At 65.1% G+C, this 16432-nt stretch carries 13 protein-coding genes; 2 read left to right on the top strand and 11 right to left on the bottom strand.

Annotation, left to right across the window (positions count from 1 at the left end; genetic code table 11):
• Positions 1–3: 3 nt before the first annotated feature.
• Together GBA63_RS09510 and GBA63_RS09505 are read right to left on the bottom strand one after the other, a co-directional pair.
• A complete protein-coding gene (locus GBA63_RS09510; protein ID WP_166175544.1) occupies positions 4–1812 on the bottom strand; it encodes a glycoside hydrolase family 15 protein in 1809 nt (602 codons plus the stop codon).
• A gap of 383 nt (positions 1813–2195) precedes the next feature.
• Positions 2196–2585 (bottom strand): hypothetical protein, encoded by a 390-nt coding sequence (locus GBA63_RS09505; protein ID WP_166175542.1) that lies wholly within the window; start codon positions 2583–2585, stop codon positions 2196–2198.
• 1051 nt (positions 2586–3636) lie between these two features.
• Here GBA63_RS09505 and GBA63_RS24325 point away from each other — a divergent pair.
• A complete protein-coding gene (locus tag GBA63_RS24325) occupies positions 3637–4497 on the top strand; it encodes a colicin E5-related ribonuclease (RefSeq protein ID WP_207957173.1) in 861 nt (286 codons plus the stop codon).
• Here GBA63_RS24325 and GBA63_RS09495 read toward each other — a convergent pair.
• Together GBA63_RS09495 and GBA63_RS09490 are read right to left on the bottom strand one after the other, a co-directional pair.
• Positions 4484–5467 carry an alpha/beta hydrolase family protein gene (locus GBA63_RS09495; protein WP_166175540.1) on the bottom strand — a complete coding sequence of 328 codons (984 nt, stop codon included), beginning with the start codon at positions 5465–5467 and terminating at the stop codon, positions 4484–4486. The genes GBA63_RS24325 and GBA63_RS09495 overlap by 14 nt on opposite strands.
• Before the next feature lie 176 nt (positions 5468–5643).
• Positions 5644–6396, bottom strand: coding sequence for an SDR family oxidoreductase (locus GBA63_RS09490; RefSeq protein ID WP_166175538.1), 753 nt, complete (start codon positions 6394–6396; stop codon positions 5644–5646).
• 148 nt (positions 6397–6544) lie between these two features.
• Here GBA63_RS09490 and GBA63_RS09485 point away from each other — a divergent pair, with 148 nt between their 5' ends.
• The gene (locus tag GBA63_RS09485; protein ID WP_207957172.1) at positions 6545–7132 is read left to right on the top strand and encodes a TetR/AcrR family transcriptional regulator; all 588 of its coding nucleotides are present in this window, start codon (positions 6545–6547) and stop codon (positions 7130–7132) included.
• Between the two features lie 825 nt (positions 7133–7957).
• Here the strand turns inward: GBA63_RS09485 and GBA63_RS09480 are convergent.
• The 7 genes from GBA63_RS09480 to GBA63_RS09450 form a co-directional block, all read right to left on the bottom strand.
• Positions 7958–9229: an MFS transporter gene (locus GBA63_RS09480; protein ID WP_166175537.1), complete on the bottom strand. Its 1272-nt coding sequence runs from the start codon at positions 9227–9229 to the stop codon at positions 7958–7960.
• Positions 9230–9900: 671 nt separating this feature from the next.
• Positions 9901–10896, bottom strand: a complete 996-nt coding sequence (locus GBA63_RS09475; RefSeq protein ID WP_407690838.1) for an NAD(P)-dependent alcohol dehydrogenase — start codon at positions 10894–10896, stop codon at positions 9901–9903.
• Positions 10897–11031: 135 nt separating this feature from the next.
• Positions 11032–11532 carry a DUF6326 family protein gene (locus GBA63_RS09470; RefSeq protein ID WP_166175536.1) on the bottom strand — a complete coding sequence of 167 codons (501 nt, stop codon included), beginning with the start codon at positions 11530–11532 and terminating at the stop codon, positions 11032–11034.
• A gap of 268 nt (positions 11533–11800) precedes the next feature.
• Positions 11801–12499: a hypothetical protein gene (locus tag GBA63_RS09465; protein WP_166175535.1), complete on the bottom strand. Its 699-nt coding sequence runs from the start codon at positions 12497–12499 to the stop codon at positions 11801–11803.
• 275 nt (positions 12500–12774) lie between these two features.
• Positions 12775–13140 (bottom strand): hypothetical protein, encoded by a 366-nt coding sequence (locus tag GBA63_RS09460; protein ID WP_166175534.1) that lies wholly within the window; start codon positions 13138–13140, stop codon positions 12775–12777.
• Positions 13109–13444 carry a hypothetical protein gene (locus tag GBA63_RS23185; protein WP_207957170.1) on the bottom strand — a complete coding sequence of 112 codons (336 nt, stop codon included), beginning with the start codon at positions 13442–13444 and terminating at the stop codon, positions 13109–13111. The genes GBA63_RS09460 and GBA63_RS23185 overlap by 32 nt, the downstream gene beginning before the upstream one ends.
• Positions 13445–13659: 215 nt before the next feature.
• Positions 13660–16392 (bottom strand): tetratricopeptide repeat protein, encoded by a 2733-nt coding sequence (locus GBA63_RS09450; RefSeq protein WP_166175533.1) that lies wholly within the window; start codon positions 16390–16392, stop codon positions 13660–13662.
• Between the last annotated feature and the right edge of the window lie 40 nt (positions 16393–16432).

The raw sequence follows: 16432 nt of genomic DNA, 5'->3' as shown, positions 1-16432 counted from the left end.
GTGCTAGCCGAGGGCGCGGTCGAGGTGGACGGCCGCGCTTATGAGGGAGAGGTGGGTCAGGGCCTGGGGGAAGTTGCCGAGGGCCTCGCCCGAGGAGCCGACCTCCTCGGCGTAGAGGCCGAGGTGGTTTGCGTAGGAGAACATCTTCTCCAGGGCGAGGCGGGCCTCGTCGAGGCGTCCTGCCTGGGTCAGGCATTCGACGAACCAGAAGGAGCAGAGGCTGAAGCTGCCCTCGTCGCCGACGAGGCCGTCGGGCGCCGCCTCGTCGGTCCGGTAGCGGTCGACGAGGGTGTCGTAGGTGAGCTCGTTCTGGATGTGGTCGAGGGTGGCGAGCCAGCGCGGGTCCGTGGGTCCCACGAACTTTACGAGCGGCATGAGGAGGAGCGAGGCGTCCAGGGCGTCGCTCCCGTAGTGCTGGACGAAGCTGCCCTTATCGGGGTTCCAGCCTCTCTCCATGACTTCCTCGTAGATCTTGTCGCGCTCGGAGATCCAGCGCCCCTCTCCCCCGTTCCCCGCAGGGAGGCCGCGCTGGCGCGAGATCCTGACGGCCCGCTCCAGGGCGACCCAGCTCATCACCTTGGAGGAGACGAAGTGCCGCCGGCCGCCGCGGACCTCCCAGATGCCCTCGTCTTCGAGGCGCCAGTTGTCGGCGAGCCAGTCGAGGATGCGGCGGAGATTCTGCCAGAGGTCGTAGTCGAGCGGGGCGCCGTGCTTGTTGTAGAGGTAGGCGGCGTCCAGGATCGCCCCGTACAAGTCGAGCTGGATCTGGCCGTAGGCCGCGTTTCCGAGGCGCACCGGTCCCGAGCCCATGTAGCCGGAGAGGTGGTTAAGCTCCTCTTCCTGTATCTTCGCGCGGCCGTCGATGCCGTAGAGGGGCTGGAGGAGCCCGTCCTCGTCCGCGGAGCAGCGGTCGCGGAGCCAGCCCATGAAGCGGTTCGCCTCGTCCTCGAAGCCTATGGAGATCAGGGCGTAGAGCGTGAAAGCCGCGTCCCTGAGCCACGCGTACCGGTAATCCCAGTTGCGCTCGCCGCCGATCCTCTCGGGCAGTCCCATCGTCGGGGCCGCCACCAGGGCCCCGGTCGGGTCGTAGACCATCAGCTTCAGGACGAGGGCGGAGCGGTTGACGAACTCCCGCCAGCGGCCCGAGTAGGTGCTACCGGAGATCCAACGCCGCCAGTACGCGAGCGTGTCGTGCAAGCTCTCCTCGAAATCGTCCCGCCGGAACACGTACCCCGGCCCCTCCCCCTCCTCTACCTCGGAGAGCACGAACGTCGCCCGCTCCCCCTCGCCCAGCTTGAACGTGGCCCCCGCCGCACCCTTCGGCCCCTTTTCAAGCGGCACCTCGGTCGAGAGGCCGAGGGAGGTGTGCGCCGCGCTGGCAGAGGCGAAGACGGCCCCCGTCTTGCCCGTCGAGAGGTGGTGCCCGCCGCGGGCGTAGTCGAAGGCCGGGCGGCACTCCACCTCGAAAGTCGCCGAGCCGCGCACGGCCCTTACGTGGCGCACCAGCCGCGAGCGGTCCCCCGGTTTGGAGATGATGGGCATGAAGTCGATCACCTCGGCCATCCCCTCCCGCGAGAGGAACCGGGTGAGCAGCACGTTGGAGTCGGGCAGATACAGTTGCTGGCTCTTCTCGTGCTCGACGGGCCGCAGCCTGAAATGCCCGCCCTTCTCGTCGTCGAGGATGGAGCAGAACACGCTGGGCGAGTCGAAGGCAGGCAGGCACAACCAGTCGATGGTCCCGTCCGTCCCGACGAGCGCCGCCGTGTGCAGGTTGCCGATGATGCCGTGGTCGCCTATAGGAAGATAGCCCATGAAGGCATCAGGTTACAGGCTTCAGGCTTCAGGTTCTAGGCTTCAGGGTGCAGACCTCGCCATTATTTCCCCGGCGTATGCGTGCCGCTAGCCTGGCAGAAATATGCTGTGCTTCAGAGGCTCACGAGCCCTACAAGCATCGATGACCGGTCGGGTGAAAGCGCTGGCCGGGTCCACGGCGCCTCTGAATCTTTATGCGATCTCGTAACACTGTCCCGATCTCAGGCCCTGAACCTAGCCTGCCAGCATCTTTGGAGGCCCCAAAATGCGCATACCTATTCAATGCCGCGCATCTTTATTAGCGGAACTTCCGAGGACGAGCCTTAGCCGTAGTTCAAGCCGAGCCTGGACTCTTGCGGTCCCGTGAAGTCGACGCTGCTACGTTAGACCCAGTTTACGGCTTGCCGGGCACAGTCCTCGGGTAGCCCGAGGTTGATAGCGGAGAGCGTCTCGTCCAAGTTGGTCAGCACCACGGCACCCCACTCTCGAGGGTCCGAGAACACGCGGCGGTCATCGTCGGGGTTGTCCTCTTCCAGCGGCTCGACGGCGTCCATCTCGAAACCGAACAGGCAACCGGGGCGTTCTTCGGCTCTGAACATGACGACGATGGCTTTCCCGTCGTCGCGATCCTCGAGTTTTACGCTGTCTACTTCTATGCGGTACCGACCGTCCGAGAGCCCCCGCTGACGTTCCTTGTCAGAGAGCCGATGGCGCAAGAAGTCCAACGTCTCTCGCGCACTCTCCAAGTAATGCTCGTCCTCGCGCGTCACCATAAGACTGATAGCCTATCATGCCACGGGTAGGGCTTGGGTGCCGGAGGTCCGGCGCCCAAGCCCTTACGCCGCCAGAGTGTTTCCGAGATCAACAGCGGGCTTCGACGGTCTTTCCCGATTCCCCCGTCGGCCGCCCTGAGGGCGCCGAACACGGGAGCGGGTCTTGAACCGCCCTGTCATGGAAAGCGGTGATCACGCCCTTGCGTCCGCCGCTCGGTGTGTCCTCGCGCGAGAGACTATAGATGACCCTGAAGCGGTACCTAACATTGCCGGACCTGTACCAGTAAACGCGCGCTCTGTGGGACGAGAAGTACTCGTACTCCGGGGCCCTTTTACCCCGGTTTATGGTCGTGGTTATGAGACCGGGGTACCAACCGTGGTTGCCTCCCACGATGTGCCTGTAACCGAAACCTTTGCCCGAACTCGCCCTGTGGTAACCCCAGCGGGTATAGACCGTGCCCCTGGTGGTGTAGTGCCGGTACTTGATGTCGTAGCGTGAAGGAGAGGCTTGCGCCTCTGATGGACCCAGAAACGAGGCCGGACCAGAGGTCAGGGCCGCCGCATGCCCCACATACAGCGCCAGCACGCTCAGCCCTAATCCCAGTAGGAGGAAGAGTCCGGCCCGCAGCGGACTCTTGGGGGCCCAACTTACACTTGTTCGCTCCATCACCACGTTCCCTCCTCCAGCTTCGTCCCTCGGCTGTGACTTCTGAGCTCTAGCCCAAATGGGCTAGGTTAGGCGCGGGGGGCATGTTAGGCAGATTACAAAACGCCGGTCAAGTTCGTTCTTCCGTATGTTGAGTTGAGGCTAGTCTGGACGGTCGGCCGCCATGTTCCCCGCCGCCACTTGCCGAGAAGGGCTACAAGGCGAAATTCGCAATGGTCTCTACGAGAAGTTCATCCCCAAGCCTCGTGATAGGGAAAAAGTGCCTGCTGCGACGATTCGGGCCGGAGTCTCCTCGGGGCGTAGTCTTCCAACCGCACGTCTTTCCCCTACCCCGACGGCACCAAGGTTCTCTACGGCTACGACGCGGCGAACCGCCTCGTCTCGGTGACCGACCGGGCCGGCGCGCAGACCGACTACACCTACGATGCCCTCGGGAAGCCGACCAAGGTCGCCTACCCCAGCGGCACCCCGCTGGACTCGACGAGCGGACTCTACGACCTGAAAGCCAGGATGTACGATGCGGGCACCGGCCGCTTCGCGAGCGAGGATCCGGTGAAGGGCTTCGCCACCATGCCCGAGACCCTCAACCCCTACGTCTACGGCTACGACAACCCTCTCGCATACCCCGACCCCAACGGCGACTGCCCGATCTGCCTGGCCGGAGCCGTCTACCTGCTCAAGAACGCGGCCCAGAGCGCGACGTTCTCGGCTGGCGAGTACTACCTCACCCACCGCGCCGACAAGGGCGGCATAGACTGGGTCGACTTTACCAGGACCGTGGGCTACGACGCCGTCACCGGCTCGATCAACCCCCTCGGCGGCGCCGGCAAGGCCGGCAGGATTATGAAGTTCGCCGACGAAGCCAGGGACGCGGGACGCGTCGCGGACGACATATGGATAGGGTCCAAGATCCAGCGACAAATGGGCAAACGAGGGTGGACCGATACGGAGGTCGAGGACACTATCACTAACCCCGCTCGTACAATCTCTACGAGGGACACCAGGCATCTCCCTGGGGGCGGTCGTATGGACGATCCTGCAACGGCTTATTACCGCTCCGACGGCAGCTACGTGGTCAGGAACAACAAGACCGGGGACATAGTACAAGTGAGCAACGAGCCAAACCCCGTTGCACCCGCGTGCCGCGAGGGTGGCGGAGATGGGCGAAACGGCCGAAGCCGCACGGGGGCCCAAATTGACGGAGCCCCCCGACCCTGCGTCCCTCAGGGCTTCATTTGCATTTGACCCGACCCAGCGGCTTGGGCGCGTCCGTCAACGCGGCGCGCGCCGCGTCCCAGGCGCGGTCTTCGGGGTAGAGCTCGGTGCGAAGGTAGGCCCAGGTGAGCCGTTGGACCGCGGCGACCCGCCCGGGGTTCTCGTCCGTCGTCTCGGCCGCGTCGTACCCGGAAACCCCGCCGAGCCCGTGCTCTGCCCCATACAAAGTAAGCAGGCACTTGGGGCCCGGACTCAGGGAGTACGGGTCGGCGTGCCACTCCGCGCCCCGAACCGTCAGGTGGGCGGAGGCGTCCTTGTCGCCCGCGACCACGAGGGCCGGCGTCGTCATCTCGGCGAAGCTGTTGTTCGCCAGGAACGGGTAATGCTCGGCGGCGAACGCGCTGAGGTCGGCACCGCCGTTGCCGTTGCCGACCGCCGCGAGCAGCACGCCCGCCTTGATCCGGGGCTCGGCCATATCCACTTCCGTTCCGTCGTTGGGATCGGTGACCCGCATGCCCAAGAGCATGCTCGCCGTGTGCCCGCCCATCGAATGCCCGGCCACGGCGACCCGGGCCCGGTCGAGGCGCCCGCCGAGCTCAGGAACGGCGGCCTCGATGGCGTCGAGCCGGTCGAGGACGCGCTTCATGTCCTCGGCCCGCGACCTCCAGAACAGGGGCCCCTCGGGGCCGTTCGGATCGAGGCTCGGATCGTCGCCGAGCGTCTTCGAGTCCAGGTGGGTGGGCTGGATCACGACGAAGCCGTGAGCGGCCCAGAAGTTAGCGAGCGGGCCGTAGCCGTTCAACGAGGAAAGGTGGTTCGAGAACCCGTGGCCGTGCGAGAGGAGGATGATCGGCAGCCCGCTCCCGGTCGCGGGCGCGGAAACCCGCACCTGCAGGTCCACGGGCCGACCCGGAGCCGGCAGCACCACCGGGCTGACGGAGACGACGGGGGTGGGCGCGCTGACGGGTATATCTATAGCCGATACGGTTGTGTCGCTCATGGAACGATCTCCCTTTCTTGAGGTCCGCCTCCGGTCTTGGCCGACCATCGGCGATCGACGCGGGCGCACGCGGCGTGCGCTTATCGACGTCGCTACGGGCTCGCAGAACTTCCGGACGCCACCTTCGGCTTGGAGGGTCGCGGCACGGATCCTTCGTTGACTCGCTCGAGACTACATCACCACGGGAGCGGGCCGTCCTCGTCCGATAACGTGCCGGTTGGTCCTTCCGCGCCGATGAGCGCGAGGCGGACGGCTTCGCGCGCGCCCTGTTCGACCGTGCGCGTGCCCGCGAAGTTGTTGAGGTCCGTCGAGGTGAAGCCCGGGGACGCGGCGTTCACCTTGATGCCCGTCGGCTCGAGTTCGATGGCGAAGGCCAGCGTGATCGCGTGCAAGGCCGTCTTCGACGGGCTGTAGGCGACGCCGAACACCGCGCGATGCGGAAAGCTCGGGTCCGAGTTCAGCGTCAGCGAGCCGGAATCACTCCCCAGGTTGACGATGCGCCCCGCCGGCGCTTCGCGGAGGAGCGGCAGCATCGCTTGGGTGACGGCGATGACGCCGAACACGTTCGTCTCGAAGACCGCGCGGACCTCGTCGAGCGACGCGACACTCGGGATGTTCGACGCCGCGAGCTCCTCGAGCGGCCTGCCCGGCTTTCCCGCATGCGAGATGCCCGCGTTGTTCACGAGCACGTCGAGGCGGCCGAACTCGCTCCGGATGCGCTCTGCCGCGGCGGCGATCGAGGCCCGATCCGTTACGTCGAGCCGGACGGCGCGGGCATCCTCCGCAACGCTCTTCGCGGCCGCCTCACCATTTTCGAGCTCGCGCGACCCGACGAGCACGGTGAGGCCGTGCGCCGCGAGGTCCTTCGCGATCCGAAGACCGATCCCTTTGTTGGCCCCGGTGACCAGGGCGACGGGTTTGTCCTGCATAGTGATCCTCCGTTGTGAGATGGGTGCCCGACCGCAGCGTCTGGTCGCCGGACCCCCTCTCTGGTACAGTGGGCAAGCGGAACGCAGCTCCGGTAATATACGGAACCACGTTCCGTTTGTCAAGCTTGGCGGTGGAGGGAACGGTGCGGTGACGGACATCGACGGGCGAGCGGGGGAAGCGGTCCGGCCCAAGCGGGCCGACGCGCGGCGCAACGAGCGGGCGTTGCTCGACGCCGCCGCCGAGGTATTCGTCAGGTCCGGCGTCGAGGCGCCGGTGCGTGAGATCGCGGCCGAGGCCGGCGTCGGGGTGGGGACGATCTACCGCCACTTCCCGACGCGGGCGGACCTCATAGTCGCCGTCTACCGCCACCAGGTCGAGGCCTGCGCCGAGGCCGGTCCCGAGCTGCTGGCTACTAGCGGCTCGCCGCACGCCGCGCTCCGTCGGTGGGTCGACCTCTTCGTCGATTTCCTGGTCACGAAGCATGGGCTGGCCGCCGCGCTGCAACCCGACAACGCCGGCTTCGACGCCCTGCACGCCTACTTCCTCGACCGCCTCGTGCCCGTCTGCGCCCGGCTGCTCGACGCCGCCGCCGAGGCCGGCGAGATCCGCCCCGACACGGACGCCTACGGGCTGATGCGCGGCGTCGGCAACCTCTGCGTCGGCGCCGACAACGACCCCCGCTACGACGCCCGCCGCATGGTCGAGCTGCTCGTCGCGGGACTGCGCCGACCGTAATCGTCGCCGACCCAAGCGGAACACCGGTCGGGGCGTTCTATGTGCACATCCGGAACCGCGCCCCGTGCACCGTCGGGGATCCACCGACGCCCATCCCGCCGCGGCGCGTCGGCGAATGCTCCGGGTCGGGTGATGACGCCGCGCGGGCCGGCGGCGACCCGTGCGGGTGTTTTGTGGCCCAGCGCCGGGCTCTGCCGGCGCGTGCGCTCGAACCGGAAGGGTTTCGTGTTTCCTACCCCGAGGCCGGCCCTTCGCGAACTTTCGGCCGAGAACGGCACATGGTCTCGGTGGTGCTGGGGGGCGCTTGCCCCGTGACGGCCGACCTCGGAACACAAAAAGCACTCACACGACCTGGCCAAACTTTCGGCCTTCGCCAGGTTGGGCCCTTTTCCCGAAAACCCTCGGCGCGAAGTTGACGGCTGCTCGGACTCGCCGGTTTGCGGCACACGACACGGACCCGAGTACCGTCCCTCAACCGACTTTTGCCCCTGCCACACGTCGACCTTCTGCCACCCTCACGGCAAGCGGGCGTAACGGGGCTTATGGTCTAGTCTGGACCGCCCCTTACCGATTGTCACGGGCATCATTAGAGGCTACCGAAGCCCATGTCAATAGACGACCGTTTTCTGACACCGCTTTTCGGGAAGCGGATGCCGCCCGCGCGGCCGGATTCCGCGGCGCCGAATTCGTGCCCGTTTTCTGACAGGGGCACGGACCGACCCATCAACCCCGCGGCCCCTTGCCGCCGCGGCGGCGAGGGGGCTTTGCGGTTTCGCGGAGGACGGTACGAGCCCGAGAGGGACTAGGGGCACGGAGGCGGCGGGATCAGACGCCTCCTCGGGCCGGACGCTTTCCGTCGCGCGGGAGCAAGACGAGCACGAGGGTCCCGGTGGCGACATAGGCGACCCCCTGCACCACGAGCACCGGGACGATGCCCACCGCGTCCCCAAGCGCGCCGCCGAGCAGCGTCCCCGCCAGCATGAGGAGCGCCTGGGTGGTCGCGAGCGCGCCGAAGGCGCGGCCCCGGTAGCGGTCCTCGGTGGAGGTCTGCAGGAGGGTTTGCAGCCCCGCGAACGCGGCCGTAGCCGGGACGCCCACCAGCACGAACAGAGCCAGCCCGGGGGCGATGCCCCCGACGAACGACGGGTAGAGGAAGATGGCTAGGTCGCCCAGGCCGAGCAGCAGGGCGCCCAGCCCCAGCAGCAGCCGCGGCGGGAGCCTCCCGGCCAGGGAGCCGACCGCGACGCCGCCGAGCAGCCCGCCCACCGCCTGGGCGCTCATCAGCCACCCCAGCTCCAGCGCGCCGCCGCCCAGCGCCACCCCCACGAACGGCGGGAACAGCGCGGCGAAGACCCCCTCCCCGAGGCCGGTGACCGCCCCCACCAACAATACGGTCAGGACCACCCGCCCGGTGGCCATCAGGCGCAGCCCCTCCGCCCACTCGCGCCAGACGGCCAGAAAGGGCGCCGCCACGCCGCCGGAAGGTTTCGGCGGCGTGGCTTCTCCGACCCGGTCCGGCGAGGCCGGGGCGGAGATCAGGGAGACGAGCGCGGCGGCGGCGAGGTAGGAGGCGACGTCGGCGACCACCACGCCCGCGAGTCCGAACCGGCCAACCACCAGGCCCGCCAGGGCGGGGCCCACGAGGCGGGCGAGGTTGTTGTTCGTGACGTTCAGGGAATTCGCGGTCACCAGGCGCCCCTCCTCCACGAGGAGGGGCAGCAGCGAGTTCTCGGCGGGCTCGTTGAAGGCGCCGAAGCAGGACTGGGCGAAGGCGACCGCGTAGACAAGCCACAGCCACCCCGTGGAGGGCACGAGGAGGAGGGGCAGAATCGAAAGGGCCATGAGCGCGTTGGCGGCGACCATCGTCTTTTTGCGGTCCCAGCGATCCACGAACACCCCAGCCACAGACCCGAGGAGCACGTTCGGCAGGAGCCCGGCGGCGAACATGGCGCCGGTCGCGAGCGCCGAGCCCGTGGCCCGGTAGACGTAGATGGGCAGGGCCACCAGGAGCATCCAGTCGCCCGTCATGGAGATCAGGCCCCCGGACCACAGCAAGGCGAAGTCCCGGTTGCGGAACGTGGCGAGCAGTTCACCCATACCCGCGACAGCCTACACTTGGCAGGTCCTCTTCGCCCACACGGACGCCACCTAGCAGCCGCTCGCCGGCACGTTTCCCGTCATCCTTGCGACAGCGATACGCCGCAGGATTTGGCTCTGTCGCGCTCTTGGTGAAAGCTGCCCGACACGGCCGGGCGGGAGCCCCTTCGCAACACGCTAGAAACCTGTTGCTACCGCTTGACGGTCTTCTGAACGCTTTCAAGGGGCAGGCTCGGGGCCCGATTTTCGTGGATCACCAAAAGAGCGACAGAGCCCAGGATTTGTGAGTCGGTCTGCCCCACCGCCATCCGGTTCAGTGCATGTCTATCCACCGCCGCAACATCTTGTGGTTGCCCATCTCCCACTTGGGCTCACGCGACCGGCTTTCCGGCCCGATTTCGTTCTTACCTGTGCAAGGCACTGAATCCGAACTTCGGGGAAGGCCCCTTCCACGCAATCGGGTAAATAAAGATAAGAGGATTCATCTGACTTCCTTTCCTTGACGGGAGCAACGACGGGCGACTACCAACCGACGCGGTGGCTTCGCCCACGCTCGTGCAGCGTCACGCTCCAGCCAATCGACCACCTCCCCTCCGCCGCTGGAACACCGCGACCGGTTCTCCGGACATCGCCGAACCGTCTCTCGATCGGCAGGGTCGCGTACGCGCTCATCACGCTCCCTGCCCGGGCACGGTGATGACGACCTTTCCTCGAGCGTGTCCGCTTTCGAGGTATCGAATCGTCTCAGGGGTCTCGCTCAGCGGGTACGTCCTGTCGATGACCGGTGCGAGCTTGCCGGATTCAATGAGTTCCTTGAGGGCCATCATATCCTCGTGGTTCTCCGGCGAGACGAACGCGAGGAGCTTCTGGCCCACGAACGGGGACAGCATCATCGCCCGAAGCTGGCGGTCGGAGCCCCCGAGCCACCGTCCTCCCCCTTCGCCTCCGACGATTACAAGGGTTCCCTTCGGGGCGAGGGCGCGCCGGAGGCGAGAGAGCGACGAGCTCCCACCGATGTCGAGGATAAGATCGTAGCGTGGATCGCCCTCGGCGAAGTCCTCGCGCGTGTAGTCAATTACGTGATACGCGCCGATGGATCGGACCATCTCCACCTTCGCTGCGCCGCACACGCCGGTTACGCGCCCCCCGAACGCTTTGGCGATCTGCACGGCGAAGGTACCCACACCGCCCGACGCGCCGACGATGAGTACCTCCTGCCCCGGCTCGATTCGTCCGTGGTCGCGCAGCCCTTGCAAGGCGGTCAAGCCGAAGATGGCGACCACTGCCGCCTGCTCGAAGGTGAGGTTCGCCGGCTTTGGCGCCAGCTTGTCCTCCCGAGCGAGCGCGTACTCGCCGAAGGTGCCCTTTCCGACGCCGAAAACCTCGTCGCCGGGCCGGAACCTGCTCACATCCTTGCCGACCGCCTCCACGACCCCGGCGAGGTCCATGCCGGGGACGGGGGTCTTGGGCGCACGGAACCCGAACGCCAGTCGAGTGAGGTAGGGCAGACCGGTCATCAGGTGCCACACGCCCCGGTCCACACCGGCCGCATGCACACGCACCAGCGGCTCGGCGTGCCCGTCGTGGCGGGTCGGTGAGGCGGACGACGACGTTGCCGCGCTTGGGGTCGGTGTCGACGATGCGGTGGGCCTGTGTGCGCATCCGATGACCTGACCTGCCGGTAGGGGCCTTGGAAGGCCCCTACGCGACGTCCCAGTGGTAGTTGGTGTCCCACCGCCAGGAGGCCCACATCGCGGCACCGAGGCAGATGGCTCCGAACAGGACGGGGACTGCTCTTGGGTTCACGCTTGCTGCTGGGCGCGAACGGCTTCGCGGTCCGGGCTGGTCGCCATGGTCGTCGGCGATGCGGTGCGGCGTGGCCAGGTCCAGGCGGAGCGCAGGATGAAGGCCAGGAGCAGCACCTCGAGTCCGATGGAGAGGCCGTAGAAGTAGAAGTAGGTCCAGGACTCCCCTGCCACGTTGTACATCGAGAAGGGGATGTAGAGCGTTGCTACGACGAGGTTGATGGTGCGGTTGACACGGGCGGGCAGTGTCGTGGAGAGCAGGATCATGAGGCTCGGGATGGCTAAGGCCGTGAGCGCAATGGAGACAAAGGTTGGGCCGATTTCGAACTCATGGACGACGCCGGCCAGGATGTCGTCGACGACGCCGGGCTTGTACAGGCCGAGGTAGTCGACGTAGAGGTAGAGGAACATGAAGCTGGTCCATGCCGCTGCGAGCTTCGCCTGGACCGGGACCTGCCGGTCATCTAGCGCGGTGAGTTCTGCTGTCTGGGTTCTCATTTTAGTCCTTGTCTTGAATAATGTAGGAAAGTGTCGTGAAGGGTCCTGCATGCAGCGCGGCCTGATCGACGACTGGGCCGGATAGAAGCGTGTCGCCATGATCATCCAGCGTGACGGTAAACCCCGCTCGCTCTCAGCGAGAGCGGATGAGGCGGGAGGACCACCGTCTCAAGTTCTACGGGCTACGGGGCATGCTCGGCTGCCTTTACTCCAGCTCCCATTGCAACCTCCTTTCTTTCGCTTCAACGAGCGCCACCATAGAGCGACTTCAGCCCTGTCCACGGATGAGCCGTAGGCCGGTGACAACGAGCCAGACGAGCCACGTAGCGAAGCCCAGAACCCCGACGAACACCAGTGGCGAGCCATCCGCGATGGCGAGGTTTCCGGCCCCGGCCAAGATGAGCAAGCTGCCGCCCGCCACGCCTAGCAGCCGCTGCCACGGCCGTGTTAAACCGCTGGCGTGGGTGGCCAACGCCGCGCCGATGAAGGTCGCCCCGAGCGCGGGCAGCGCGAGCGCGAAGGCCGCGGCATGGAGCTGCCAGATCAGCTTGAAGGCGGGGGTCGGCTCGGCCAGGCCATCCGCGGCGAGCACGACCGCGATGTGCGTGGCAATGACGAGGGCGAATAATGCCGAGAGCGTCGCTCCGGCTGCCACCGCGAGCCGCGACCAGTCCGCCCCTGCGCCGCCACGGCGCTGCACGAGCCCGTACAGCGCCGTGACGAACAACAGGAGCAGCGGCAGGTTCACGGCCTCCAGACCCACGGCGACGGCCATGGCGCCCCAGTTCTCGGCGTGGTAGGCAAGGACCACACCAAGAGGATCGCCGTAGGCAGGCGCTCCAGAGCCCACAAACACCGCGTTCTGAACGACCACCGACGCGGCTAAGGCGACCCCGGCGCCGCCGACGATTCGCGTCGTGGACACCCGGTTCCCCGCGGCCACTGCTGGTGTCGCTGCCTCGCTCATTCGAGTTCCTCCAATCGCTGACTTGGTGTCTGTGCTCACCTGCGCCACTTTCCGTAAATCGTTCATCATTTATCTCCTTTACTCGAACGGTATTGATCAGGTTCATTGAATCGAACTTGGATAAAACTATGGACACCTCCTTGTCGCTATGACTCACCCCGCGTTGGCGCAAGATCCTGCGTGGTTGCTACTCACTTTCCGAACCTACCTGCGAAGAACGCGCGCAATTTTCGCGCCGCCGCGCTTCAGCTACCGCGGACCCAGACGATCCCCAGCTATACAACCCACACGATCTCACCCAGCCTAAAACCAATCCCCAAAACCTCGAGAGCCGGGACAACCGTGAGGACGCCCGCCACGCCGACCACCACGCCAAGGTAGTTCAGTGCTCTGGGATGCCTTCCTGCCCGCAAAGTTGCCCAAGTTACCAGCAGAATCCATATGCCGCCTACAACCTCAACCCTGCCGACCAATGCCTCAGGAACATACAACATGCTCAAGGGAGCGAATAAACCGGTGAATACAATGTTCAGATCAACAGTGAACACAATGTACAGATCGAGGAATATGTACAGCAACCCTGCGACCCACCCTGTATACCTGATCGTCCTAATCGAGTTCAGCTTTTTGATTGCTCCCATCTTGTTTCCCTTCTAAGGTGGTGGCCTCGATTGCCTGTTTGAAATCTGGTCCGTCTATCTGGTCGGTTTGGGCGCGCGTGACTGAGATGAGTGGTAGGCCTAAGTCGCGCACCTTCCTTAGCAGCCCATGTAACGCAGCCTGATCTACCACCTGGCCGGTCAAAAGCGTCTCGCCGCCCTCTTCCAGTGTGATGGTCACGTCCCCGAACCAGTGCGTCCAATTACGACCCAGATGGCCCTGGAGCCGGATCCGGTAAACCAACGGTTGGTCCGGGTCCGTATTCGGATCGAGTTTGTTCGACATGCTCCTGTACCTCTTCTGAACTCTCACAAAGGTCTGTGCCACTCGTTCATGTACAAGAGCCTAGCTGCAGCGCGGTATTGACGAACAGCTACTAAAGTACGGTTTGGGGGTATTGTTTTTGATCTACTGAGTTGAGGAAATGCTAAAGCTCTGACTTTACGGTGCGCTCGGGTGCCGTTCTTAATGCCAAACTTGCGGGCAAGCTGGCGTTCAGGCTACAACAGGCCCAGCTCGCGGGCTCGGGCTACAGCTTCGGTGCGCCTTTGGACCATAAGTTTGCTGAAGATAATCCGATTGTGTCCTTTGATGGTACTCAAGGTGAGGAAAAGCCTCTCGCTGATCTGGCGATTCGAGAGCCCCTGGGCGATGAGTTGTAGTACTTCAAGTTCGCGTGCGCTGAGCGGCTCAATTAATTCGGATTCGGGGCCTCTCAACTGCGATGATGTAGTTTGCTCAGATTCCGCAACAGGGAATGCTGCTAGCAACCGACGAATATAATCTGATTCAACTCCTTGAGAAAGGGCTTTGTAGAGTAGACGAGCCATCGGTCTACCTTCGTCCACAAAGATACGGACGTAGCCCTCCGGTTCGGCCAGCGTCAGGGCGCGCTCCAGCGGCGCGAGGGCAGGGGGGATGTTGCCCTGCGCCTCGTGAGCGAGTGCCTGTAGCATCAGGATCTCGATCACGCTACCCATCCTCCCCCCTTCTTCCGCCGCTTTCAGGAGGCGCTCCAGGAGCCCCATTGCCTCGTGAATGTAGCGTTCTTCCCGATCGCTCTCGTATCGGGCCAAGAGCACCCTTGCCAGGGTGATGTGCTCGAACTCGCGCAGGTAGCTGAGGTCGTCATGGGCGGACAAGCCCTGCTCACGCGTCCAGCCCAGGGCTTCAGCCAGCCTACCCTGCGCAACCCACACCCGCGTCTTCAGCGCCGCTACGGGACGCACGTCGGGGTCGGGACTTTCGACATACTGGCGCTCCGCCTCGTCGAGCAGATCGAGCGCGGCGTCAAGGTCACCTTGGGCCTCCTTGATTCGCGCCATAGCAACGTACCAGCGATAGCGCGTCTCCGGTAACCCGCCGTGCTCGTCCAGCTCCTTGCTTCTCAGGAGATGTTGTTTGGCGGCTTCCAGATCGCCACGCTCACGGTGCAGCTCACTCAACCCCACGTACAGGTTTGCTGTTCCCCATACAGGCTCGCCCTGCTCCGTCGCGACCTGCAATGACTGCTCATACGTTCTTATTGCCTCGTGGAGACGCCCTTGCGCTATCCTGATGTCTGCAAGGATATATGTGCCAGCAATCTGGAAACGGACGTGGCCGGTCATCTGCTGATGAGACACGCCATCGGCAAAGCTCCGGTGGGCTGCCTCCAGGTCCCCGCTGGTCCAGTACGCGATTCCCAGGAGCGAGGCGGCAGCTCCGCGCCACAAATGATCATCATCGGGCAAGAGGTCGAGTGCCCGCCGAGCGTGATCCGCGGCGCAGAACACGTCGCCGAGCGCCCCGGCATGGTAGGCACGGGCGACGGCGATCGTTCCCGGCAGAGACCTGAATGCCACTTCGTCCACGACGACCATGCCGACCGAAGGCGCTTCACGTCGCTCGCTCGTCTCCGCTGACGTGTCGAGCCACCTTTCGGCATCCCGGAGGCGGGCGGCAAAGGCTTCGAAGCCGCCGCGACCGAGGAGCGCAAAAGCGTAGTAGACGCTGAGCACGGGCCGGGCGCGGACCACCTCGTCCGGTAGCGCCATCAACCAGCGATACAACGTTTCCTGACTACTGCCGAGCATTTCAAGCGCTGCCAGCTCAACGAGGCCCGCCGCCCGCTCGAAATCCTCGGCGGCCAGCGCGTGGCGGATAGCATCGGCGCGCAGACCGTTCTGCTCGTACCACTCGCTCGCGCGCTGGTGCAGGGTAGGTGCCCTATCGGGCTGCTCCTCCATCAAGCGGGCGCGGAGAACGTCCGCAAAGAGGTGGTGGTAGCGAAACCAGTGGCGCTTGTCATCCAGCGGAACGGCAAACAGGTTGCCTCGTTCCAGGGCCTCCAAAATCGCCTTGCCTTCCTCCTCCTGGTCGGTGACGGCATCGCACAGCGGGCCACTCAACCTCTCGAGGATGGAGGTCTGGAGCAAGAAGCTCCGGACACGTTCGGGCTGACGTTGCAGAACCTCTTCTACCAAGTAGTCCACTATGTACCGGTTATCTCCGGCGAAAGCCCTGATGAACCCGGGCACATCCTCTCGCCCCCGCATCGAAAGCGCGGCTAATTGCAGGCCCGCGATCCAGCCTTCGGTGCGGTCTTCCAGCGCGGCGATATCTTCCTCTGAGAGGTTCAGGTCCATCACCCCTTTGAGAAACTCGGCGGCCTCGGAGGGGTTAAAACGCAGGTCCGCGGCGCGCACCTCAACCAGTTGGCCCCGGGCGCGTAAGCGGGCCAGGGGTAGACGTGGGTCCTCCCGAGTGGCGATTACCAGGTGCATCCGTGGCGGCAGGTGATCGAGCAGGAAGGCGATGGCGTCGTCGACCGCTCTGGCTTCGATAGCATGGTAGTCGTCGAGGCCTAGGACGAGATCGCCCTCGACGGTGGTGATCTCATTGAGCAGGGCCGTCAGAATCGATTCGGTTGGCGGCGGCTGGGGGGATCGGAGCGCACCCAGCACCCCTTCCCCGATATCCGCCGCAATCGTCTGCAAAGCGGCTACGAGGTAAGACAGAAAGCGCGTGGGGTCGCTATCTCCTTCGTCCAGCGACAGCCAGGCGGCCGGCCGCTCGCAAGCGGCGAGCCATTCGCTGATGAGCGTGGTCTTGCCGAAGCCGGCGGGGGCACAGACGAGGATCAGTTTGCGGTCAAGGCCCTCGTTCAGACGCTCGATGAGGCGGGGGCGGAGGACGGCTCTGGGCTGAGGTGGGGGGATATAGAGCTTGGTGGCTAATATTTGCGTAGACATAGGCCAACTTCCGAGTCCTCCGGCACTTGCTCCATGGTAG

It is taken from the genome of Rubrobacter tropicus (assembly GCF_011492945.1).
In the GTDB taxonomy this organism is placed as follows: domain Bacteria; phylum Actinomycetota; class Rubrobacteria; order Rubrobacterales; family Rubrobacteraceae; genus Rubrobacter_D; species Rubrobacter_D tropicus.
Note: the sequence above shows the minus strand (reverse complement) of the source record. Positions and strands in the feature narration are given on the sequence as shown.

Coding starts and splice junctions, on each gene's coding strand:
- GBA63_RS09470 (WP_166175536.1), bottom strand. CDS start 11,532: ATGAGAACCCAGACAGCAGAACTCACCGCGCTAGATGACCGGCAGGTC.
- GBA63_RS09480 (WP_166175537.1), bottom strand. CDS start 9,229: ATGGGTGAACTGCTCGCCACGTTCCGCAACCGGGACTTCGCCTTGCTG.
- GBA63_RS09495 (WP_166175540.1), bottom strand. CDS start 5,467: ATGAGCGACACAACCGTATCGGCTATAGATATACCCGTCAGCGCGCCC.
- GBA63_RS09450 (WP_166175533.1), bottom strand. CDS start 16,392: ATGTCTACGCAAATATTAGCCACCAAGCTCTATATCCCCCCACCTCAG.
- GBA63_RS09465 (WP_166175535.1), bottom strand. CDS start 12,499: ATGAGCGAGGCAGCGACACCAGCAGTGGCCGCGGGGAACCGGGTGTCC.
- GBA63_RS09460 (WP_166175534.1), bottom strand. CDS start 13,140: ATGGGAGCAATCAAAAAGCTGAACTCGATTAGGACGATCAGGTATACA.
- GBA63_RS09505 (WP_166175542.1), bottom strand. CDS start 2,585: ATGGTGACGCGCGAGGACGAGCATTACTTGGAGAGTGCGCGAGAGACG.
- GBA63_RS09510 (WP_166175544.1), bottom strand. CDS start 1,812: ATGGGCTATCTTCCTATAGGCGACCACGGCATCATCGGCAACCTGCAC.
- GBA63_RS23185 (WP_207957170.1), bottom strand. CDS start 13,444: ATGTCGAACAAACTCGATCCGAATACGGACCCGGACCAACCGTTGGTT.
- GBA63_RS09490 (WP_166175538.1), bottom strand. CDS start 6,396: ATGCAGGACAAACCCGTCGCCCTGGTCACCGGGGCCAACAAAGGGATC.